The sequence below is a fragment of the Janthinobacterium sp. GMG1 genome (genome assembly GCF_034427795.1).
Lineage (GTDB): Bacteria > Pseudomonadota > Gammaproteobacteria > Burkholderiales > Burkholderiaceae_D > Janthinobacterium.
The window spans coordinates 52,908-75,189 of record NZ_JAXQNT010000008.1; the positions used below are offsets into that span (position 1 = coordinate 52,908).

General features: G+C 62.1%; 17 protein-coding genes. 11 read left to right on the top strand and 6 right to left on the bottom strand.

Annotation, left to right across the window (positions count from 1 at the left end; translation table 11 throughout):
• Positions 1-168: 168 nt before the first annotated feature.
• From SJI03_RS20520 to coaD, 5 genes are all read left to right on the top strand, one after another.
• Positions 169-627 (top strand): Hsp20 family protein, encoded by a 459-nt coding sequence (locus SJI03_RS20520; protein ID WP_035821223.1) that lies wholly within the window; start codon positions 169-171, stop codon positions 625-627.
• Positions 628-895: 268 nt separating this feature from the next.
• Entirely contained in the window at positions 896-2,410 is a 1,515-nt protein-coding gene (locus SJI03_RS20525) for a Do family serine endopeptidase (RefSeq protein WP_322428381.1), read from the top strand.
• 31 nt (positions 2,411-2,441) lie between these two features.
• Entirely contained in the window at positions 2,442-3,101 is a 660-nt protein-coding gene (locus SJI03_RS20530; protein WP_010400558.1) for a response regulator transcription factor, read from the top strand.
• A gap of 2 nt (positions 3,102-3,103) precedes the next feature.
• Positions 3,104-4,438 (top strand): ATP-binding protein, encoded by a 1,335-nt coding sequence (locus tag SJI03_RS20535; protein ID WP_099379071.1) that lies wholly within the window; start codon positions 3,104-3,106, stop codon positions 4,436-4,438.
• A 94-nt stretch (positions 4,439-4,532) separates the two neighbouring features.
• Positions 4,533-5,681: a pantetheine-phosphate adenylyltransferase gene (gene coaD / locus SJI03_RS20540; RefSeq protein WP_322428382.1), complete on the top strand. Its 1,149-nt coding sequence runs from the start codon at positions 4,533-4,535 to the stop codon at positions 5,679-5,681.
• A 32-nt stretch (positions 5,682-5,713) separates the two neighbouring features.
• Here coaD and SJI03_RS20545 read toward each other — a convergent pair whose 3' ends face one another.
• The 3 genes from SJI03_RS20545 to SJI03_RS20555 all read right to left on the bottom strand — a co-directional run bounded on the left by SJI03_RS20545 (position 5,714) and on the right by SJI03_RS20555 (position 10,468).
• Entirely contained in the window at positions 5,714-6,964 is a 1,251-nt protein-coding gene (locus SJI03_RS20545; protein WP_322428383.1) for a hypothetical protein, read from the bottom strand.
• Positions 6,965-7,033: 69 nt separating this feature from the next.
• On the bottom strand, positions 7,034-7,942 hold the full coding sequence (locus tag SJI03_RS20550) for a hypothetical protein (RefSeq protein ID WP_322428384.1): 909 nt from the start codon (positions 7,940-7,942) through the stop codon (positions 7,034-7,036).
• A gap of 321 nt (positions 7,943-8,263) precedes the next feature.
• Complete coding sequence (locus SJI03_RS20555; RefSeq protein ID WP_322428385.1) at positions 8,264-10,468, bottom strand: OsmC domain/YcaO domain-containing protein; 2,205 nt, start codon at positions 10,466-10,468, stop codon at positions 8,264-8,266.
• Positions 10,469-10,591: 123 nt separating this feature from the next.
• Here SJI03_RS20555 and SJI03_RS20560 point away from each other — a divergent pair, with 123 nt between their 5' ends.
• Both SJI03_RS20560 and SJI03_RS20565 read left to right on the top strand, forming a co-directional pair.
• Positions 10,592-11,164, top strand: a complete 573-nt coding sequence (locus SJI03_RS20560) for a hypothetical protein (RefSeq protein ID WP_322428386.1) — start codon at positions 10,592-10,594, stop codon at positions 11,162-11,164.
• Between the two features lie 114 nt (positions 11,165-11,278).
• Positions 11,279-11,668 carry a GNAT family N-acetyltransferase gene (locus SJI03_RS20565; RefSeq protein ID WP_199534441.1) on the top strand — a complete coding sequence of 130 codons (390 nt, stop codon included), beginning with the start codon at positions 11,279-11,281 and terminating at the stop codon, positions 11,666-11,668.
• A gap of 74 nt (positions 11,669-11,742) precedes the next feature.
• Here the strand turns inward: SJI03_RS20565 and SJI03_RS20570 are convergent, their stop codons facing one another.
• Both SJI03_RS20570 and SJI03_RS20575 read right to left on the bottom strand, forming a co-directional pair.
• Positions 11,743-14,145, bottom strand: coding sequence for a TonB-dependent receptor plug domain-containing protein (locus tag SJI03_RS20570; protein WP_099379077.1), 2,403 nt, complete (start codon positions 14,143-14,145; stop codon positions 11,743-11,745).
• Between the two features lie 177 nt (positions 14,146-14,322).
• Positions 14,323-15,108 (bottom strand): PhzF family phenazine biosynthesis protein, encoded by a 786-nt coding sequence (locus SJI03_RS20575; protein WP_099379078.1) that lies wholly within the window; start codon positions 15,106-15,108, stop codon positions 14,323-14,325.
• A 97-nt stretch (positions 15,109-15,205) separates the two neighbouring features.
• Between SJI03_RS20575 and SJI03_RS20580 the strand changes: the two genes are divergently transcribed.
• Entirely contained in the window at positions 15,206-18,346 is a 3,141-nt protein-coding gene (locus SJI03_RS20580; protein ID WP_322428387.1) for an error-prone DNA polymerase, read from the top strand.
• Between the two features lie 39 nt (positions 18,347-18,385).
• Positions 18,386-18,865, top strand: coding sequence for a GNAT family N-acetyltransferase (locus tag SJI03_RS20585; RefSeq protein WP_322428388.1), 480 nt, complete (start codon positions 18,386-18,388; stop codon positions 18,863-18,865).
• Here SJI03_RS20585 and SJI03_RS20590 read toward each other — a convergent pair whose 3' ends face one another.
• Entirely contained in the window at positions 18,866-20,275 is a 1,410-nt protein-coding gene (locus tag SJI03_RS20590; protein ID WP_322428389.1) for an FAD-binding oxidoreductase, read from the bottom strand. It abuts the gene before it with no gap.
• A gap of 189 nt (positions 20,276-20,464) precedes the next feature.
• Here SJI03_RS20590 and SJI03_RS20595 point away from each other — a divergent pair, with 189 nt between their 5' ends.
• Positions 20,465-21,385, top strand: coding sequence for a ChaN family lipoprotein (locus SJI03_RS20595; protein WP_322428390.1), 921 nt, complete (start codon positions 20,465-20,467; stop codon positions 21,383-21,385).
• Positions 21,386-21,526: 141 nt separating this feature from the next.
• Entirely contained in the window at positions 21,527-22,282 is a 756-nt protein-coding gene (gene exbB, locus SJI03_RS20600) for a tonB-system energizer ExbB (protein WP_322428391.1), read from the top strand.

Below are 22,282 nucleotides of genomic sequence, written 5' to 3' on the forward strand. Positions count from 1 at the left end.
CCCTGGATGGGCCATGTAAAAATTTCTTACAAATTCTTCGCCGTCTGGGGCGCTTTTCGCCAATTTCAAGGCCTTGAAAGGGCGTTGACAGGCCGTATATCGGTAACAGGCGGATGCTCACGGTGAGATCCGCCCCTCTTATCGCTTCATTTGAAAAGGATAGTTATCATGCGTACTTTTGACCTTGCTCCCCTGTATCGTTCCGCCATTGGCTTTGACCGCCTGGCACAGCTGCTCAACGAACAGCGCGCCGATGCGCAACCGAGCTACCCCCCATACAACATCGAACTGGTGTCGGAAGACAAGTACCGCATCGTGATGGCCTTGGCCGGCTTCTCGCGCGAAGAGATCGACATCATCACGGAACGCGACTCCCTGCACGTCACGGGCCGCAAGCAGAAAGATGGCGTCGAGCGCACGTTCTTGCACCGCGGCATCGCTGCCCGCGATTTCGAACAGCGTTTCCAGCTGGCCAACCATGTGAAGGTCACGGGCGCCACGTTTGAAAACGGCATGCTGACCATCGATCTCGTGCGTGAAGTGCCGGAAGCGCTGAAACCGCGCAAGATCGAGATCGGCAGCGGCGGCGATACCGTCAGCGTGCTGGAACAGCGCCAGGCAGCCTGATCTGAGCCGAGCTGACCCCGGCGCCCCTCGGGCGCCCAGGTAGGCTCTTTCCATGCAGTAAAATACTGGCCGGTTGATCCGGCCAGTGTCACGTCCGGAGCCCGCTCGGGTACTCCTTGATCGCCATGCAACCTGCGTGCGGCAGGCAAGATTAAACCCTGCTTAAAGGCGCAAATGCTTGTTTCCAAATGGAAAAATGTTAAGCACCGCCTAAGACTCGTGGCCCACTATTGCATACATCAAAATCTCATTGAATGAGGAGCAATTCATGGAACAGCAAACGAATACCGCATCCCTGAAAATCAAACGCACCGTAGCCGCGCTGGCCGCGATCGGTGTGCTGGGCGCCGGCGGCGCCATGGTGGTGCATCAGAACAATGCCGGCGCGAATGCCGCAGCGGCCGCCGCCGCAGCACCCGTGGCCGCCGCTGTCGCGCCTGCCGCGGCCTCGCCGCTGGTAGCCTTGCCCGACTTTAGCCAGATCGCCGCGCGCAACAGCCCCGCCGTGGTGAATATCAGCGTCACGGGCAGCACCAAGGTGGCCTATGACCCCTCGGCCCAGGCCGGCAATGACGACTTCGGCAACGACCCGTTCCTCGAATTTTTCCGCCGCTTCCAGGGGCCGCAAGGCGGCCAGCGCGGTGGCCGCGACGTACCGACGCATGGCCTTGGTTCCGGCTTCATCGTCAGCCCGGACGGCATCATCATGACGAATGCCCACGTGGTGCGCGATGCGCGCGAAGTGACCGTCAAGCTCAACGACCGCCGCGAATTCCGCGCCAAGGTGCTGGGCACAGATCCGAAGACCGATATTGCCGTATTGAAAATCGACGCTAACAATCTGCCCATCGTGCCGCTCGGCCATTCGAGCGACCTGAAAGTGGGCGAGTGGGTGCTGGCCATCGGCTCTCCTTATGGCTTCGACAGCACGGTGACGGCCGGCGTGGTCAGCGCCAAGGGCCGCTCCTTGCCGGACGACAGCAATGTGCCCTTCATCCAGACGGACGTGGCGGTGAACCCCGGCAATTCGGGCGGTCCGCTGTTCAACACGCGCGGCGAAGTGGTCGGCATCAATTCGCAGATCTACAGCCAGACGGGCGGCTTTCAGGGCTTGTCGTTCGCCATCCCCATCGACCTGGCCGGCCGCATCAAGGACCAGATCGTCGCCACGGGCAAGGCCAGCCATGCCAAGCTGGGCGTGACGGTGCAGGAAGTCAACCAGGGCTTTGCCGACTCGTTCAAGCTGGCCACGCCGGAAGGCGCGCTGGTGGCCAATGTGGAGCGGGGCAGCCCGGCTGACAAGGCGGGCCTGAAGTCGGGCGACGTGGTGCGCAAGGTCAATGACCAGCGCATCATCGGCTCGGCGGACTTGCCGGCGCTGGTGGGCACGTCCTTGCCAGGCGACAAGATCAGCATGGATGTCTGGCGTGACGGCAAGATCGTCAGCCTGACGGCGACCCTGGGCAATGCGGCCGACAAGGTGGCCGAAGTGGCGAAGAGCGACAGCGCAGCCGGCAAGGTAAAGCTGGGCCTGGCCCTGCGTCCGTTACAATCGGATGAAAAACGCGAGGCGGGCATCAGCGCCGGCCTGCTGGTGGAAGACGCGGGCGGCGCCGCCGCGAATGCCGGAGTGCAGCCGGGCGACGTGCTATTGTCGGTCAATGGCCGTCCCGTCAACACGGTCGAGCAGGTGCGCGACGTGGTGGAAAAATCCGCCAAGTCGGTCGCCTTGCTGATCCAGCGCGGCCCCGACAAGATATTCATTCCAGTACGCCTGGGTTGAACACACGAGTAACGAGATAGAGAGGCAAACCATGCGCTTATTGCTGGTAGAAGACGACACGATGATCGGCGAGGTGGTGCTCGACTTGCTGCGCGCCGAGCATTACGCGGTGGACTGGGTCAAGGATGGCGACATGGCCGACACGGCCCTGCAGACGCAGACCTATGACCTGGTGCTGCTGGACCTGGGCTTGCCGCGCAAGGATGGCCTCGACGTGCTGCGCTCGATGCGTTTGCGCAAGCTGGACACGCCCGTGCTGGTGGCCACGGCGCGTGACGCCGTCGAGCAGCGCATCGCCGGCCTCGACGCGGGCGCCGACGATTACGTGCTGAAACCGTATGACCTCGACGAATTGCTGGCGCGCATACGTGCCCTGCTGCGGCGCGCCTCGGGGCGGCCGGAACCGATCTTCGAGCACCAGGGCGTGAGTATCAATCCGCTGACGCGCGAAGTGATCGCCGAGGGCCACCCGGTCAACCTGTCGGCGCGCGAATGGGCCGTGCTGGAAGCGCTGATCGCCCGTCCCGGCATCGTGCTGTCGCGCGCGCAGCTGGAAGAAAAGCTGTACAGCTGGAAGGATGAAGTCAACAGCAATGCCGTGGAAGTGTATATCCATGGCTTGCGCAAGAAGCTGGGCAGCGACTTGATCCAGAACGTGCGCGGCCTTGGCTATATGGTGCCCAAGGCATGAGGATGAAGGTCACGGTGACGCATTCGCTGCGCGGCCGCCTGCTGTGGTTTTTGCTGGCGGCCATCATCATGGCGGCGCTGGCGCAAGCGTCGATCGCCTACCGCAGCGCCCTGTACGACGCCGACCAGATTTTTGATTACCACATGCAGCAGATGGCCCTGTCGCTGCGCTCCGGCGCGCCGCTGGCCAACCATGCGCAAGCCTTGCCGGCCGACCCCGTCAACAACGACATGGTGGTGCAGGTGTGGACGCCGGACGGCGTGCAGGTGTTCCGTTCGATCACGCGCGCGGAACTGCCGCAGCGCGCCGTGCTGGGCTTTTCCAACGTGAAAGCCAACGGCACGACTTACCGCATCTTTTCCGTGCAAACCAGTTCCCAGACCGTGCAGATCGCCCAGGACATGGCCGTGCGCAAGCGCATGGCCGGCAGCCTGGCGCTGCGCACGGTCGGTCCCATCGCGCTGATGGCGCCTATCCTGATGCTGGTCGTCTGGTGGGTCGTCAGCGGTTCGCTGGCGCCCGTCTCGCGCGTGCGCAAGCAGGTGGCGGCGCGTCAGGCTGACGACCTGTCGCCCGTCTCGGAAGCGGGTTTGCCTGACGAAGTGCGCCCCCTGGTGCATGAATTGAATTTGCTGTTCGGGCGCGTGAAAACGGCGTTCGACGCGCAGCAGCACTTTGTTGCCGACGCCGCGCATGAATTGCGCACGCCGCTGGCTGCCCTGAAACTGCAGGTATTGAGCCTGGAACGGGCCGAATCGGAAGAAAAACGCAGCCTGGCGATTTCCCGCGTCAGCGCCGGCATCGAGCGGGCCACGCGCCTGGTCGAGCAGCTGCTGGTGCTGGCGCGCCAGGAAGCCAGTGCCGCCAGCGGCGACCAGCTGCAGGCGGTGGACTTGAACGATGTCGTCAAGCGGGCGCTGGGCGACATGGCCGGCATCGCGCAGGCGCGCAAGATCGACCTTGGCCTGCATCACATGGACCCGGCCAAGGTGGCGGGGCAGGCCGATGCGCTCAACATCATGCTGCGCAACCTGGTCGACAACGCCATCAAGTACACGCCGCAGGGCGGCACGGTCGATATCGACCTGCGCGCCAGCCCCGTCGGCGTGACCTTGTCGGTGGAAGACAGCGGCCCTGGCATCCCGCCCGAGGAGCGCGAGCGCGTCTTCAGCCGCTTCTACCGCGTGCCCGGCACGGACGCCAACGGCAGCGGCCTGGGGCTGGCCATCATCAAGGCCATCGCCGAGCGCCATGGCGCGCGCCTGGTGCTGGACAAATCCGAGCGCCTGGGCGGCCTGTGCGTGCGCGTGGAGTTCCCGCAAGCCGTGAAAAAATGACGTTTTGATCATGATCTTTGGCCTGTTGCATTGACGCGCGCGCCGCTGGCATATATTGTCTGCGCAATAAGCAATCAAGCAAACGGAGCGCAGCATGCAGAAGATCGGCTTTTCAGGAACCCTCGATCCCATCACCAACGGCCACATGTGGGTGATCGGCGAGGCGCGTTCGCTCGCCGACGAGGTGATCGTGTTCCTGTCGCAAAATCCCGCCAAGAAGCCGCAATTTCCCGCCGAAGACCGCAAGCGCATCATCGAACAGAGCGCGCGCGAGTGCGGCTGGGACAATGTGCAGGTGGTCATCGTCAAGGGCGACTACACGGCCCGCGCGGCGAAAAAGCATGGCTGCGACTACCTGATCCGCGGCATCCGCACGACGGCCGATTTCGACTATGAAAACCTGATCCAGCAAACGAATGTGGACGTGCTGCAGGGCGCCAAGACGATCTTCGTCATGCCGCCGCGCGACCTCGGTTCCGTCAGCTCCAGCTTCGTCAAGGCGCTGGAAGGGCCCGTGGGCTGGAACTGGACCATGAAGAAATTCGTCCCCGGTCCCGCCTACCAGGCGTGGATACTCGACTGCCTGCGCAAGGAGTGGGAAGCGCTGTGGAACTACGCCACCGCCTCGTCAGACGACATCGCGCTGGCGGATCACTGGTTCGCCCACCTGACGGGGCCGCATGCGTATGGCGGCGCGGACCGCCACTATCACAACCTCGACCACCTGGTGCACGGCTTGTCCGAGATCCGCGTGTGGGCCGACAATACCTTTGCGCCCAAGTGTGACAGCGCGCTGGTCAAGAAGGCGTTCTGGTTCCACGACGCCGTCTACAGCCACGACGACGATGCCCTGTATTCCAGCGAAGAGGCGAGTGCCCAGTTGTGGCTGGCAAGCGGCCTTGATGCGGGCGATAACCTTGATGTGGCGCAATTGATACGCGCCACCGACCATTTCCAGGGGCCGGGCATCAGCCACGCGCTGAAAGACGCCATGCTCAGCGCCGACCTGGCCATCCTGGGGCAGGATGAAGAGGTGTATCTAGCCTACACGCAAGCCATCGTCCGCGAATACGCGCACGTCGACCCCGTGCGCTTCAACGAGCAGCGGGGCCTGGCCCTGCAGCACCTGTGCAGCAAGGCGCAGGCGGGCCAGCTGTTTGGCGATGCGTATTTCGCCGACCAATATAACGAGCGGGCGATCGAGAACATGCAGAAAGAGATCGCGGCGCTGGCCGGCGCCTGAGCCGATGCGCGCGTGGTGGCCGCTGCCCGCCTCTATTGTATGGACTGCTTCACCGCATGCTGTACCTGCAGCAGCATCCAGTCGCACTCGAAGCGCAGTTCCGCCGTCTTGCCGTTGATGGGTCCCCATAAGCTGCGCCTGAGCCGCAGCCCCAGGGCTGCCAGTTCGACGGCGAAGGCGGGGCAGGACTTCGATAGTTGCTGGAATGCCAGGCCATTCTTTTCCGAACCATGATTTTCCAGATCGGCGGGCTTGCAATGCACGCCTTCCTGGAAGACCGATAGCAGTTCCGTGGAACCCGCATACGAGGTGAATATCTGCTGCATCAGGGCAGATTTTCCGATCAGGTTATAGCTGGATTGGAACAGTCCCGCCTCCGCCGTGTTTGCCGCCGTATTGTGGGCATCCTTGTCGCGGCCTTCGCAATAGCGGCCCGAACTTTCGCGCATGCCCAGGCCCGTCAGGAGGACATACAGATGCCGCAGCGTATCGGCGCCATCCTTGTCATTCTGCATGCCCAAGGCCGCGAATTGCCCGCCATACCAGTCCAGCGCATCGTTGTCGTCGTTGCCATGCGCGGCTGCGGCCATTCTCACGGCAGTGGCATCGTTTTCTAGCCAGTTGTGGTACGCCTTGGCAAATGCCAGGGCCATGCCCTTGATGTAGCCTGCCGGCGCGACGCCGCGGCCGGGCCAGTCGTAACGCGCCAGTTCGGAATGGGCGGCAATTTCCAGTATGGTTTCCTGCAGCTGGGCCGGTACTTGGGCGGGCAAATGCGCTGGCAGCGGCAAGGCCGATACCGTCAGCGGGACGGCGGCGATGTCCGGACCGCTGGGCCGCAGGAAATACTCGGTGGGCGTTTTGCCATTGCCTGAGGCATGGCGTATATGGGTCTGCGCCTGCTGGTTGTCGGCGATGCGCATGGCATCGGCGTCGAGGCGTTCCGCCACGAGGTAGATGTGGTCGGCGCCAGGCGGACTCTTGAGGTCATACGTGACACCGACGTCGCCGGCCTGCTGCTCGCCTACGCCGATGCGCTGCCAGCGGCGCGATTTGCCGCCGCTGCCGCCAAGGCGTTGCGCCAGGTGCCCTGCGCCCAAGGTGAGGGGAATATCCACGCCGACGGAGATCAGCAGTGCGCTCAATGTTGCCGCGCAGCCATTGAGCAATGGCGGTTGCGCATCGTCCAGATCAAGCGCCACGGCCGCGCGCTGCTGGGCTGCATGCAGCCGTGCATCGCTATTGGCCGCTGCGATGATCTGGTCGATCAGTTGCTTATCCATGGGTATGCTCCGTTTCTCATCGCAATCTGGGTTGGTCATCGCAATCGGGTGAAAGTTCGCAGCAAGTGATTATTCCGTCTTGGGTTTGCCGATCAGGACGCAGGAGTCGATTTCGTCCAGGGCAAGCTCGCCCAAAGCCGTAATTTGGGCCAATTGAGCGATGCGAACGGCTTCACTCCTCTCGTTCGCCGCAGCCAGCGCGGCAAGCTGGGCTGCCTTGCTCGGCTCTTTGATTTCCCTGGCCTGTATCTGACGCGACTGTTTCTGCAGGAGCTGAAGCGCCTGTTCCTGCTGGAGCAGGGCGGCCGAGAGAGTATTTCCTGTACTGTTGACTAAAATGTTGTTGCTGGCATAGCGGTCGCGCAGGTCGATGACTTGCTTGATGCTTACTTCTTGCGGCTTGAGCACTTGCAGCGATGCACGCAGTTCTGCCAGCACCGAGAGCCAGGCGACATTGAGCGAAGAAGTGGTTTGTTGTTCGATGCTGTCGGGCCAGGCGATCACGCTTGCGACAGGACGCTTGCGCTGCTCATAGTTCGACAGGACGACGCTCAGGCAGGCCACCTTGTCGGCCGCCTTGGCGTAGAGCGTCGATTGCTGGTCCAGTGAGTAGCGCGAAGCGACCAGGCCGGCGCCACCGCCGATGACGGCGCCCAGTGCCGCTGTCGGCAGCGATTTGAGCAGGCCGCCCGCGGTTCCGATGGCGCCGCCCGTCAAAGCCCAGTCGCTCTGGTTGTAGATGGCGCGCTGGCTATCCTCGGCCAGCTTCAAATACCAGAATCTTTGTTTGAGCAATAATATCTTGCTCTCTGCCAGCGTGGCGGGAGCGCCAAACAAGGTATTGCTCTGCACGCTCTCGGTCAGCGCATTGCTTTCCGCGTTGCTGGGCATGCGAAAGATCGGATAGGCATTGGGCGGTGCAAAGCCGCATCCACTCAATAGCAGCGCCAATAATGGCAGCGCAGGAAATGCTTTCATTTCGCTCCTCCTTGCATGGCATACATGCAATTACCGAAGGGAAATGTACGTGCAATCCCAAGCAACTACAAGTTAATTATTTTTTTGTCATGGCGCTATTTTCATGCGGGGAAGGTGTAGAAACGAGTGCGCAGGTGTGTTGCTGAGGCTGCTTCTTGCGCACGTCGTTCCTGAAAACAGCGTCAGGTTTCACATTGACAGTGACCGTGCGACCGCCGCATGCGCCAGCGCATCGTCCAGCCAGTCGTTGCCCTAGAATAATTTCCCATGGCTGATGCAATTGGGGGCGCCGAACAGGTTCAGCGCTTGTGCCTGCTCAGTTTAGCTGCTTGTGGCCGCCGCCTTGGCGCGCGCCGCGTGCAGTTTCTTGAAGCTGTCGATCAGGCGCTGGTGCCTGTCGAGGCCTTCCAGTTGCATGCTGGTCGGGGTCAGGCCGAAGAAGCGCACGCTGCCGTCCACCGAGCCCAGCACCGCGTCCATGCGTTCGTTGCCAAACATGCGGCGGAAATTGACGACGTAATCGTCCAGCTCCAGCTCGTCATCGAGTTCCACTTCCAGCACCACGTTCAAGGCTTGATAGAACAGTTTGCGCTCGAGCGTGTTGTCGTTGTACTGCAGGAAGGTTTCCACCAGCTCTTTCGCTTCCTCGAATTGCTGCAAGGCGAGATGGATCAGCAGCTTCAATTCCAGGGTCGTCAGCTGGCCCCACACGGTATTTTCGTCAAACTCGATACCGATCAGGGTGGCGATGTCGCCGTACTCGTCGAGCTCGCTGTTTTCCAGGCGCTCGAGCAGGTCTTCCAGGCTGGCATCGTCCAGGCCGTGCAAGTTCAGGATGTCGGCGCGGAACAGCAGCGCCTTGTTGGTGTTATCCCAGATCAAATCTTCGACCGGATACACTTCCGAATAGCCGGGCACGAGGATGCGGCAGGCGGTGGCGCCCAGCTGGTCATATTCGGCCGTGTACACTTCCTTGCCCATGTCGGCGAGGATGCCGAACAGGGTGGCCGCTTCCTCGGCATTCGAGTTCTCGCCGTGGCCGGAAAAATCCCACTCGACAAAATCGTAATCGGCCTTGGCGCTGAAGAAGCGCCACGAGACGATGCCGCTCGAATCGATGAAGTGTTCGACAAAGTTATTCGGCTCGGTGACGGCTTCGCTGGCAAACGTCGGCTGCGGCAAGTCGTTCAAGCCTTCAAAACTGCGGCCCTGCAGCAATTCCGTCAGGCTGCGTTCGAGCGCCACTTCCAGGCTCGGGTGCGCGCCGAACGAGGCAAACACGCCGCCCGTGCGCGGGTTCATCAGGGTGACGCACATCACCGGGTACACGCCGCCCAGCGACGCATCTTTCACCAGCACGGGGAAACCCTGTTCTTCCAGGCCGGCGATGCCGGCCACAATGCCCGGATACTTCGCCAGCACGTCCTGCGGCACGTCGGGCAGGGCGATTTCGCCTTCGAGGATTTCGCGCTTGACGGCCCGCTCGAAAATTTCCGACAGGCATTGCACTTGCGCTTCAACCAGGGTATTGCCGGCGCTCATGCCATTGCTGACGTACAGGTTTTCAATCAGGTTCGACGGGAAATACACGACCTCGCCATCGGAGTGGCGCACATACGGCAGCGAGCAGATGCCGCGCTCGGCATTGCCGGAGTTGGTGTCGATCAGGTGCGAGCCACGCAGCTCGCCATCGGGGTTGTAGATGTCGAGGCAGTAGGCGTCGAGAATCTCTTTCGGCAGCGCATCCTTGCGGCCCGGCTTGAACCAGCGCTCGTTCGGGTAATGGACAAATGCCGCGTTGGCGATGTCGTTACCCCAGAAAGATCCGGCGTAGAAATGGTTGTTGCTGAGGCGCTCGATATACTCGCCCAGGGCCGACGCCAGCGCGCTTTCCTTGGTCGCGCCCTTGCCGTTGGTGAAACACATGGGCGAATGCGCGTCGCGGATATGCAGCGACCATACATTCGGAATGATGTTGCGCCACGAGGCGATTTCAATCTTGATGCCGAGGCCCGCCAGCAGGCCAGACATATTGGCGATGGTCTGTTCCAGCGGCAAGTCCTTGCCCACAATATAGGTGCTGGCTTCGCCGGCCGGATTGAGCATCAGCAAGGATTGCGCATCGGCATCCAGATTCGCGACTTCTTCAATGACGAACTCGGGCCCCGCTTGCACCACTTTCTTCACCGTGCAACGGTCGATCGAGCGCAGGATGCCCTGGCGATCCTTGGCCGAGATATCGGCCGGCAACTCGACCTGGATCTTGAAAATCTGCTGATAGCGGTTTTCAGGATCGACAATATTGTTTTGCGATAAACGGATATTTTCCGTGGAAATATTGCGCGTATCGCAATACAACTTCACGAAGTAGGCCGCGCAGAGTGCCGACGATGCCAAAAAGTAATCGAACGGGCCAGGGGCCGAACCATCGCCCTTGTAGCGGATGGGCTGGTCGGCGATGACCGTAAAATCGTCGAACTTGGCTTCGAGACGCAGCTTGTCGAGAAAGTTGACTTTAATTTCCATGGTAATCCAATATGTGCATAAGTAAGTTAGCCGCTATTATCCGTTCTTTCTGCCGCAGGGCAAAGATTGTTCACGGCGGCCGTGCTGGCTGGGAGCCGCCGGGGCAATGAGGCAGGCCGATAAATGGGCGAGGCGATTCAACTGAACATGCGAATAACACTGATGCGTCACGGCGAGCCCCGACTCGCCAAGGGGCGCTGGATAGCGCCCATGCAAATGGGACAGTGGATTGATCGCTACAATCAATCCGTCATTGAAGACAATGACATCCCTGCGGAATGCCCTGTGGCAGCGCTTTCCGCGTCGACCATCGTGGCAAGCACGGCACCCAGGGCATGCTCCTCGGCGAGGGCATTGGGCGAATTGCCGTTCATGCAAGAGGCGATTTTTATTGAGGCCGGGCTTCCCTTTGCCCTCTGGAAAGCGCCCTGGTTGCCGTCTCAAGTCTGGGCAGTGATTTTTCGCCTGCTCTGGTTGTTCGGTTATGCGCGCGGTGCGGACTCGCTAGCGATAACCCGGCGGCGCGCCAGGGCTGCCGCAGAGCGGCTTGTCGCGCTTGCCGCCAATGGGCCTGTGCTGCTGGTCGGACATGGCATCATGAATCGTTTGATCGGCAAAGAGCTGCAGGCATTGGGGTGGCTTGCCCGCAACAGGCAAGGCAGCCGCTACTGGAGCATGGGAGTGTATGAGTTATGAAACTGGTGGGACGTGGATCGATACAATAGATGTTGATGTTGTCGAAACGCTTGGACCTTCCCATTGCGAAGGTCAGCGCCATCCATAAAGAAGGCCGTGCCGATGCAAATTTCCATGAATGATGTGATTACCGAGCAAGAAGTGATAGCCATCTACAAGGCCAATCACTGGTCATCCGCAGAAAAGCCCAAGGAGCTGATGGCCGCATTGCGCAATTCCCACAGCCTGGTGACGGCCCGCGCAGATGGCAAATTAATTGGCATCGGCAATGCCATTTCCGATGGCTATCTGGTGGTCTACTTCCCGCATATGCTCGTCGATCCCATGGCGCAAGGCCAGGGCGTCGGCAGAAGGATGATGGCGGCAATGCTGGAAAAATATTCGGGGTTTCACCAGCAAATGCTGACAGCGGACGGCAAGGCCATCGCGTTCTATGAATCTGTGGGCTTCGTGCGGGCAGGGAAAACAGAACCGATGTGGATCTATGCGGGCGATGAGCATTGAATTGCGTATGCCGATATAACAACAGCGGCTGCCCATGCTGGCGCAGCCGCTGTTTTCTTATGCGGACACGGTGATCAGAACTTCACCCACAGCCGTCCGAAATACGAGGCGCCGTTCAGGCCGAACTGCACGCTGTCGTATTTGAAGCCGTTATCCGTTTCATCCGCGTTTTGCGTGGTCGGCTTGACGTTGAAGATGTTGTTGCCGCCAAAAGTGAGCTTGGTATTTTTGCTGATGCTGTAGGTGAAGCTCAGGTCGGCCGAGGTCTTGGCCGCATAGCGTGCGTTCGGTACGCCTTCGGCCGTGCCGCTGAAGGTGCCCAGGGTTTGCGGACCAAAATAGATGATGCGCAGGTCGGATTCCAGCTTGCCCGTGATGTAGTCGAAGCCCAGGGTGGCTTTCGCGCGCGGGCCGCCCTGCTCGATGAACAGGCGTTCGCGCTCGGACAGCAGAACATCCTCGAAGCCCGTCAACGAGGCGGGCGTCTTGACTTTCGTCACTTCCGTTTTGCTCAAATTCAAGGCCAGGAAGGTGTTCAGGCGGTTGCCGGCCAATTCTCCCTTGTGCGAGGCCGTCAGGTCCAGCCCGCGCGTGCGCGTGTCGATGGAGTTGACGAAGAATTGCGCCTCGCCCACACCCAGCAGGGCCAGGCGCGCGGCCAGGTCCGGGTAGTTGTCCGCGTTGAAGCGGCCCGACAGCACGATGCGGTCCTTGATCTTGATGTTGTACAGGTCGGCCGTGACGGAAATGGCTTGCGTTGGCGTCCAGGTGGTGCCCAAGGTAAAACTGGTGGATTTTTCCTCTTTCAACTTCGGAATACCGGCCGCGTTGGCGACGGCGCCGCCGTTCGGCGCCAGCACCACGTCGGTGGGTACGCCGCCGATGAAGTCGGTGAAGGTGGACGAGAAATACACTTGTTGCAACGATGGCGCGCGGAAACCCGTGCTGGCCGAGCCGCGCAGCAGCACGTTCGGCGCCACTTTATAGCTGGCGGCCAGCTTGCCCGTCACGGTGGAGCCAAAGTCGCTGAATTTTTCATAGCGCAGGGCGGCCTGGGTCTTCAGGCGCTCCGTCCAGTCCAGTTCCACGTCGCCATACGCGGCGATGCTGTGGCGTTTGGCCTTGGTGGCGTCGCCGGGCTGGAAGCCGGGAAAGCCCTGGCTGCCCGCATTGCCGCCCACGCCCACGCCGTCGGCGTCGCTGTAGGAGCCCGGTTCGCCGGCCATGATCTTGTATTCCTCGCTGCGGTATTCGGCGCCGAAAGCCACGTTCATGCCGCGCATCACTGTGTCGTAGTAACGGCTGAAGTCGGCGTTGCTGGTCAGCTGCTGGAACGAGAAGCCGCCCGCGTCATAGCTGCTGGCGCTGATGCCCTTGCCGCCGTTCATCAGGTCGAGATTGGCGATCGAGGCGTTCAAGGTATGGCTGATGTCATAGCGCATCTTGTTGTAGCCATAGGTTTGCGAAAAGTCCGCATGCCATTCGCCGATCTGGCTGCGGTGGCCGATGGTGGCGTACTGGTCGTCGATCTTGCCGTTAATGAAAGGCACGAAACCGTCCGGATACATGGCGGCCGAATTGCGCGATGGAATGTCGTCGCTGCCGATGCCGCCCCGGCCGAATGCGGCGCTGGACGCGTCGCGCGTCTGCGCGCCGGCCGTGAAGTACAGCTTGCCCGTGCCGCTGGTGGCGTAGTCGCCATTCACGTACAGGGTCTTGTTTTTGGACTTGGTGTCGCCGATGATGCGCATGCTGTCCGCATCGGCCCGGTTCGAGCGGCCCCGGTCCAGGTATTCGCCCGTGATGGCCAGGGTGCCCTTGTCGCCCAGCGCGATGCCGCAATAGGCGGAGGTCATGTAATTCTTGCCGTCGCCTTCGGAATACTGGCTGTAGCCGGCCACCGCTTCGCAGCCCAGGCTTTTCTTCAGTTCGATGTCGATCACGCCGGCAATGGCGTCCGAGCCGTACTGGGCGGCGGCGCCGTCGCGCAGCACTTGCACGTTCTTGATCGCCAACAAGGGAATCGCATTCATGTCCGTGCCCGTGTTGCCGCGGTTGCGCGCGCCGAACAGGTTGACCAGGGCCGTCGTGTGGCGCCGCTTGCCGTTCACCAGCACCAGGGTCTGGTCGGAGCCGAGGCCGCGCAGGGCGGCCGAATCGATCAGGTCGGCCCCGTCGGCGCCCGTCTGGCGCGTGGAGTTGAACGAGGGCGAGATGTATTGCAGCGATTGCGCCAGGTCAAACTGGCCGCCTTGTTCGGCCACCTTGGAAATGGGAATGATATCGACCGGCACCATGGTATCGGTGGCGGAACTGGCAACCCGGCGCGAGCCGACCACGCTGACCGTTTGCACGGGGCCGTCCGTGGCGGCCGCTTCCGTGTTCTGGGCCATGGCGGCGGGACTGAAAACGGCCAGGGCGGCGCTGCCGTACAGGCTGATAAGGACTGCTTTACGCAAGGTGGTGAGGGTCGGCACGCAGTATCTCCAAGTGGCTGATGAGCAAGATTCGTGACTTGATTCTAGTGCCATCATTTCAGCATTCACCAGCGATACTTTGTTTTGTTATTACAAATTTGCTGTAACTGTTGTTTCCTGGTTGATTATCTTTTCGTCGCTGCCTGGCTTGCCTTGCGCTGGTGCGGCATGCCCCATTCAGGTGCTGCGTTGCACCATGCCGCCCACCCGGATGGCCTGCGCGCTGTACTGCACCTGGATCAAACACGGCTGCTGCGTCACGTGGCCCTGATGCAGGCTCAGCGACTGTTGCCAATGCGCTGCCAGCGCGCCCGCCGCCACACCCGTAGCGCTGTCTTCCAGCGCCGGATCGAGGTGGTTGAAGTTGCGCCCTTCGTACTCGTGCTCGCCCGTGCGGCAATACGCATAGCAGCCGTTGACCTTGTGCAAGGCGCTCCAGTCGGCGATCAGTTCCAGGTTCGGCCGCAGCGCGCGCAGGATGGTGCGGTCGGCCACTTCCAGCAGCAGCTTCGGACTGCCGACAGAGGCGATGACGGGCGGCGACAGCAAGTGCATGTGTTGGCCCATGAGTTCGGACGGCACATATTTTTCCAGCATGACGGCAGGCGCCGGCTGCGGCGCCAGGCTGATGAATAGACCGGCGGCGTTGCACTCCAGCTGCAAGGCTTGCCCGCGCATGGCCGTGCTTACCGTCAGGGTTGCCGGGGCGCCAGGCGCCGTCAGCAGCACATGCGCGGCGGCCAGGGTGGCATGCAGGCACAGGGGACTGCGCGTGTGCGGATAAAAATAGTCAAGCACGATGCCGCCGTCCGCTTGCCGGTCGAGGAAGACGCAGGCACTCACATTGCGCTCGCGGGCGAATTGCTGGCGCGCCGTTTCGCTGCTGTCGTCGTTCTCCACGACCAGCGCCGCATTGCCGCCACCGGGTGCGGCGCCGAAACATTTTAATAAGTGGACGATCATGGCGGATGATGTGCAAGGTAAAACATCAGCATAAACGATAAGCCCGATTCCAGATAAGTATAATATACTGTGTTTATATACAGTATTGAGGTAGATCATGTGGGGCGCAGTCTTACCCGAGTATGCTGAGTTGTACTGCCTGAGCAATTTCAGCTTCCTGCATGGGGCCTCGCATGCGGAAGAGCTGGTGGCGCGCGCCGTTCAACTAGGCTACAAGGGGCTGGCCATCACGGACGAGTGCTCGCTGGCGGGCGTCGTGCGCGCCCATGCGACGGCCAAGCGGGCTGGTTTCCCCTTGATTATCGGCGCGCACTTTCACTTGACGCAGGCCGACGGCAGTCCGGCCCTGTCCTTGCTGGCGCTTGTGCAAGACATCGACGGTTACGGCAATTTGTCGGAACTGATCACCATGGCGCGCACGCGGGCGGCCAAGGGTAGCTATTTGCTGACGCCTGATGATTTCGCCGCGCCTTCGGCGGAGTTTGCCCATTTGCAGGGCTTGCCCGGCTGCCTGATGATCTTGCTGCCCAGCTATCCGGCCCAGCCGGAAACCGTGCGCGCGCAGGGGGCGTGGATGGCGGCTACCTTTGGCGGCGAGCGCAGCTGGATTGGCCTGAACCTGCTGCAGCGGGCGCAGGATGACGCGCACCGCAGCGCCGTGCAGGCGGCGGCGCAGGCGCAGGGCTTGTCCGTGGTGGCTGTGGGCCATGTGTGCATGCACGTGCGTTCGCGCAAGCCCCTGCTCGACACCCTGTGTGCGATCCGCGTGGGCAAACCCGTGGGCGAGTGCGGCTACGCGCTGGCGCAAAATGCGGAGCAGCATCTGCGCGCGCGCCTGCGCCTTGCCAATGTGTATCCGCCGCAGGCGCTTGCGGAAACCTTGCGCATCGCCAAGAAGTGTACATTTTCCCTCGACAGCCTGTGCTATGACTATCCAGTCGAGCTGGTACCGCACGGCCACACGCCGGCGACCTATCTGCGCGAAGAGACGTATGCGGGTGCGCGCCTTCGCTTTCCGCTGGGTATTCCGGCCAACGTGCAGGAGCAGATCGAGCAGGAGCTGGAACTGATCGCCGAGCTGTCGTATGAAGCATACTTTTTGACCGTGTACGACATCGTGCGCTTTGCCCGCTCACAAAACATCCTGTGCCAGGGCAGGGGCTCGGCCGCCAATTCGGCCGTCTGTTATTGCCTGCACATCACGGAAGTGGACCCGGCACGGGGCAACTCGCTGGTCGGACGCTTCATGTCGCGCGAACGCAACGAGCCACCCGACATCGACGTCGACTTCGAGCACCAGCGGCGCGAAGAAGTGATTCAATATATCTACGGAAAATATGGCCGCGAACGAGCCGCTCTGGCAGCCGTGGTGATCAGCTACCGGCCGAAAAGCGCCTTGCGCGACAGCGGCCGGGCGCTGGGGATCGACCTGGCCATCGTGGAAAAAGTGGCCAAGGCGCATCGCTGGTTCGATGGCAAGCGCGATCTGCTGGAGCGCCTGGCCGAATGCGGGCTCGACCCGGAGGCGGAATTGTCGCAGCAGTGGGCCGGCCTGGCGCAGCAGTTGCTGGGTTTTCCCCGCCATCTGTCGCAGCATCCGGGCGGCTTTGTGATTGCGCAAGGAAAATTGTCGCGACTGGTGCCGATTGAAAACGCCAGCATGGCCGAGCGCAGCGTCATCGAGTGGGACAAGAATGACCTCGAGGAGCTGGGCTTGATGAAGGTCGACGTGCTGGCGCTGGGCATGCTGTCGGCCCTGCGCCGCGCGCTGGAACTGGTGAGTGCGCGGCGCGGCGAGGAGTTTCGCCTGCAGGATATCCCTGCCGAAGACTCCGCCACCTACGACATGATGTGCGAGGCCGACACCATCGGCGTGTTCCAGATCGAGTCGCGCGCCCAGATGAGCATGCTGCCCCGGCTGCGCCCCCGTGAATTCTACGACCTCGTCATCGAGGTGGCGCTGGTGCGTCCCGGCCCCATCCAGGGCGGCATGGTGCATCCGTATCTGCAGCGGCGCCAGCAGAAAGAACCTGTCGACTATCCGAAGGGCCTGGAAAAGGCGCTGGGACGTACCCTGGGCATTCCGATTTTCCAGGAGCAGGTGATGCAGGTGGCCATCATTGCGGCCGATTTCACGCCCGGCGAGGCAGACCAGTTGCGGCGCGCCATGGCGGCCTGGAAACGCAAGGGCGGCATGAACAATTACCATGACCGCATCGTCGATGCCATGGTGGACAATGGCTATGAGAAAAAGTTTGCCGAGGCCATCTTCAGCCAGATCGAGGGCTTTGGCGAATACGGTTTTCCCGAGTCGCACGCGGCCAGTTTCGCGCTGCTGACGTACGCCAGTTCCTGGCTGAAATGCCACGAGCCGGCCGCCTTTCTGTGCGCCTTGCTCAACAGTCAGCCCATGGGCTTTTACAGCCCCTCGCAACTGGTGCAGGATGCGCGCCGGCATGGCGTACACGTGCTGCCCGTCGACGTGTCCATCAGCGGCTGGGAAGCGGTATTGGAAGAAGGCAAGGGAGCGGCGCCCGCCGTGCGCCTGGGCTTGAACAGTCTGTTCGGCATGCGCGCCGAGGCGGCCCTGCGCATCGAGGATGCGCGCGCCATCACCGCCTTTGTCGACGTGGCCGACCTGGCGCGGCGTGGCGGCCTGGACCGTCATGACTTACAGGTGTTGGCTGCTGGCAACGCCCTGCACGCGCTGGCTGGCCACCGGCGCGAGGCGCTATGGCAGGCGGCCGGCGCCGTGCCTGACAAGGATTTGCTGCGCGTCACCACGCAAGAGGAAGACTTGCCCGTACTGGCCGCACCGACGGAAGGCGAGAGCATCGTCAGCGACTATCGTGCGCAAGGCCTGACCCTGGGCCGCCACCCGCTGGCGCTGCTGCGCAGGCAATTGCTGGAACAGCGTTTCCTGCCCGCGTCCGCGCTGGCCAGCTACACGGATGGCCAACTGGCGCGCGCCTGCGGCATCGTCACCGTGCGCCAGCGTCCGGGCACGGCCAAGGGCGTGATCTTCATGACCCTGGAAGACGAGACGGGCACCGTCAACGTCATCGTCTGGCCCGACCTGGTGGAAAGCCAGCGACGCGAAGTACTGAGCGCGCCGCTGCTGGGCGTGTACGGCGTGTGGCAGCGCGAAGGCATCGTGCGCAATCTGGTGGCCAAGCGCCTGGTCGACATGTCGCATTTGCTGGGGCGCTTGCGCACCAGCAGCCGGGATTTCTGTTGATGCTTGTCAACATTATCCAGCTGATGGCATGATTGTTATATGACTACTTTGCCCGAACCGACATTGCGTCCCGCCCTGGTTGCCGACGCGCCCGCCATCGTCGCCCTGATCGACGACCTGATGCCCTTTCTGACCTTGCACCCTGATGGCGCGGGGGCGGAAAAGTTCATCGAACACTGCCGCCAGCCGGCCATCGAAGGCTATCTGTCGCAGTCGCGCTACGCGTATCAGCTCGCGCATATCGACGGCGCACTGGCCGGCGTGGTGGCCATGCGCGACAACACGCATCTGTTCCACATGTTCGTGCCGCGCGCCCTGCACCGGCGCGGCATGGCGCGCCGGCTGTGGCAGGCTGCCCGCGATGCGTCGCTGGCCAAAGGCGATGTGACGGCCTTTACCGTCAATTCCTCGATGTATGCCTTGCCCCTGTACACCAGCCTGGGCTTTGTCGCCACGGGGCCGAAGGTGGAAATGGATGGCATCGCCTTCGTGCCGATGCGCATGGAATTGACGGCCTGATTACCAGCGCACGATCTTGCCCGGATTCATGATGTTCTTCGGGTCCAGCGCGTGTTTCAGGGCGCGCATGGTGTCGATGGCACCTGCACCATGTTCTTCCACCAGGAAAGCCATCTTGTGCATGCCCACGCCATGTTCTCCCGTGCAGGTGCCATCCATGCCGATGGCGCGCGTGACCATGTCGCTGTTGACCTTTTCCGCGCGCGCGATGTCGGCGGGGTCGTCCGGGTCGACCAGCATCTGCACGTGGAAATTGCCGTCGCCGACGTGGCCGATGATGGCGTAGACGAGCCCCTGCGCTTCGCAATCGGCCTTGGTGGCCAGGATGCATTCGGCCAGGCGCGAAATCGGCACGCAGCAGTCGGTGGAAATGGCGCGGCTGCCGGGACGCATCTGCAACAGGGCGAAATAGGCGTTGTGGCGCGCGGCCCACAGGCGAGAGCGGTCTTCCGGGCGGCTGGCCCACTCGAAATCGCTGGCGCCGTGTTCCGCCGTGATGGCTTGCACCAGCTGCGCTTGCTCGGCCACGCTGGCCGGCGTGCCGTGAAATTCAAACAGCAACAAGGGTTTCTCCGGCAGCGCCATCTTGTCGTAGGCATTGATGGCTTTCACGCCATTTTCATCGAGAAACTCGACCCGCGCCACAGGAATACCCATCTGGATGGTCTGGATCACGGCGCTGACGGCCTCGCCCGTGCCGTGGAACGAGCACACGGCCGCCGAGATCGCTTCCGGCAGCGGATACAGTTTTACCGTCACTTCCGTGATGATGCCCAACGTGCCCTCGCTGCCGACGAACAGTCGCGTCAGGTCGTAGCCGGCCGACGATTTTTTCGCCCTGGTCCCCGTCTTGATGATGCGGCCATCGGCCGTCACCACCGTCAGGGCCAGCACGTTTTCGCGCATGGTGCCGTAGCGCACGGCGTTCGTGCCCGAGGCGCGCGTGGCAGCCATGCCGCCCAGCGACGCATTGGCGCCGGGGTCGATGGGGAAGAACAGGCCCGTGTCGCGGATTTCTTCATTGAGCTGTTTGCGCGTCACACCCGCCTGCACGGTGGCCGTCAAGTCTTCACTATTCACTGCCACCATCTGGTGCATTTGCGACAGATCAATCGTCACGCCGCCATGCAGGGCCAGCACGTGACCTTCAAGCGAAGTGCCGCTGCCGTAGGCGATGACGGGCACGTCGTGCGCGCTGCACAGCTTGACGGCGGCCGCCACTTCCTCGGTGGAATGGGCGAAGATGACGGCGTCCGGTAACATGGGAGGATAGCTCGATTCGTCGCGGCCATGGTGTGCGCGCATGGCTTGTGTCATGGAAAAGCGGTCGGCAAAGATCAGGGAAAGTACGGCAGCAAGGGATTCTGGCAGCGGTTTTTTCAGTACCGCCAACTGGTCAGTTTGATTCACGCGAGTCCTCCGTTTTTTTTATTCTACTCCGCGCCCGGGGATTTCACCGAAGCACCATTTTGATTTTTGCCAGTTGTAAAAAAATCTGTCTGGTTCAGCGTACATTGGTTGTAAATGAGAATCATTTCCATTAAAATGCCCGCCAGTAGTTATTTTGCAATGCGTGCTTCCACCCGAAAGGCCATGCCCATGAAATTCCCCTTGTCCCTCGCTGCCGTCCTGCCCGCCTGCGTACTGGCGTTGGGCGCCTGCAGCAGCGTCGCCCCGGTTGCAGGCACGGCCACCGGCGCCGCCACAGCGTCCGCTACTGTACAAGACGTGCGCCAGCTGGGCGAGATCGTCGACCTGCGCAGCGGCCAGCGCGTGACTGCCGAACAATTGCTGGCCCAGCTGGCCACCGCGCCAAGGATCATTGTCGGCGAACAGCATGACCAGCTCAGCCATCACCAGATCGAGCAATGGCTGCTGCAGCAACTGCAGGGCCAGCGCCCGCAAGGCAGCGTGCTGCTGGAAATGCTGAACCCGGACCAACAAGCCAAGGTGGACAAGGTCAAGCCGTGGCTGCAGACGGATCCCGTGGTGCGCCCCGAACACGTGGCCGAGCTGCTGGCCTGGCAGCCGAGCTGGAAGTGGGAACAATATGGCGACCTGGTCATGACCGTGATGCGCGCGCCGTATCCCGTCTGGTCGGCCAACCTGGACCGCAGCGAGATCAAGCAACTGTTTATCGACAAGCCGGCCGTGCAGGGCAAGCACTCGAACCTGGCCAACGATGGCAAGGTGCATGACAAATTGAAGGACATCATCCGCGTCATGCATGACAACCAGATCGATGAGCCGCGCCTGGCCGCCATGCTGTCGGTGCAGCAGCAGCGCGACCGCCGCATGGCCGAGCGCCTGCTGGCCGCGCCCGCGCCGGCCGTGCTGATCGCCGGCGCCTACCATGCGCACAAGGACCTGGGCGTGCCGCTGCACGTGCAGGACTTGACGGGTGGCCCCGCGCCGCTGGTGCTGGTTCTGGCACAGCAGGGCGCCACGGTGCTGGCGCCGCAGGCGGATTTTGTCTGGTTCACGCCGGTTGTTGCACCTGCCGTCGCCAGCGCCAAATAATTTTTTGTATGTCCGCCGGGCGTTCTGCCCGGCACTCTCCCCCAGCAAGCTCCCCCGCAGCAGCCAGGTAGTCCGTCCGATTTTTTTGCATGCGCGTGCGCGCCGTTGGCGCAGCCATGCCTGTTACCTGTCAAAGTTCTCATGCGTATCCTCCGTATCAAAGCCGCCAGCTGCGGTGCCGTTCTTTCCCTCTGTCACGCCACCGCGCAAGCGTCCGCCTTGCCCCATGACATGTCGCCGCTGGGCATGTTTTTCGCCGCAGACCAGGTCGTCAAAAGCGTGCTCATCGGTTTGCTGATCGCCGCGCTGGCCACCTGGGTGGTCTTGCTGGTGAAGGGCGCCAGTTTGCTGCAAGCCCGGCGCGAGGCGGCGCAAGCCGTCGCCATGCTGAAGTCGGCCACTTCCTTGCCCGATGCGGCCGCCAAAGTGGAGGGGGCGGGCAGCACATCGTTGGCGCGGCAACTACTCGACGATGTGCAGCAGGAGCTGAGCCTGTCGCACGTCAATGCCCCGGCGGTAGCCCTGAAGGAGCGGGCCGGCTTTCGCCAGGAGCAGCTCATTGCGCAGCAGGTGCGCGGCATGACGCACGGCATCGGCCTGCTGGCCAGCATCGGCGCCGTGGCGCCGTTCGTCGGCCTGTTCGGCACCGTGTGGGGCATCATGAACAGTTTTATCGGCATCGCCGTCAGCCAGAGCACGAATCTGGCGACAGTAGCGCCCGGCATCGCGGAAGCCTTGCTGGCGACAGCGCTGGGCCTGGTGGCGGCGATACCCGCCGTCGTCATTTATAACGTGCTCAGCCGCGGCATCAACCAGTACAAGGCGCAGCTGCGCGCCGCTTCCGCGCAAGTGCTGCTGATGCTGAGCAGGGATCTCGACATGCGCAAGCAGGCCTGA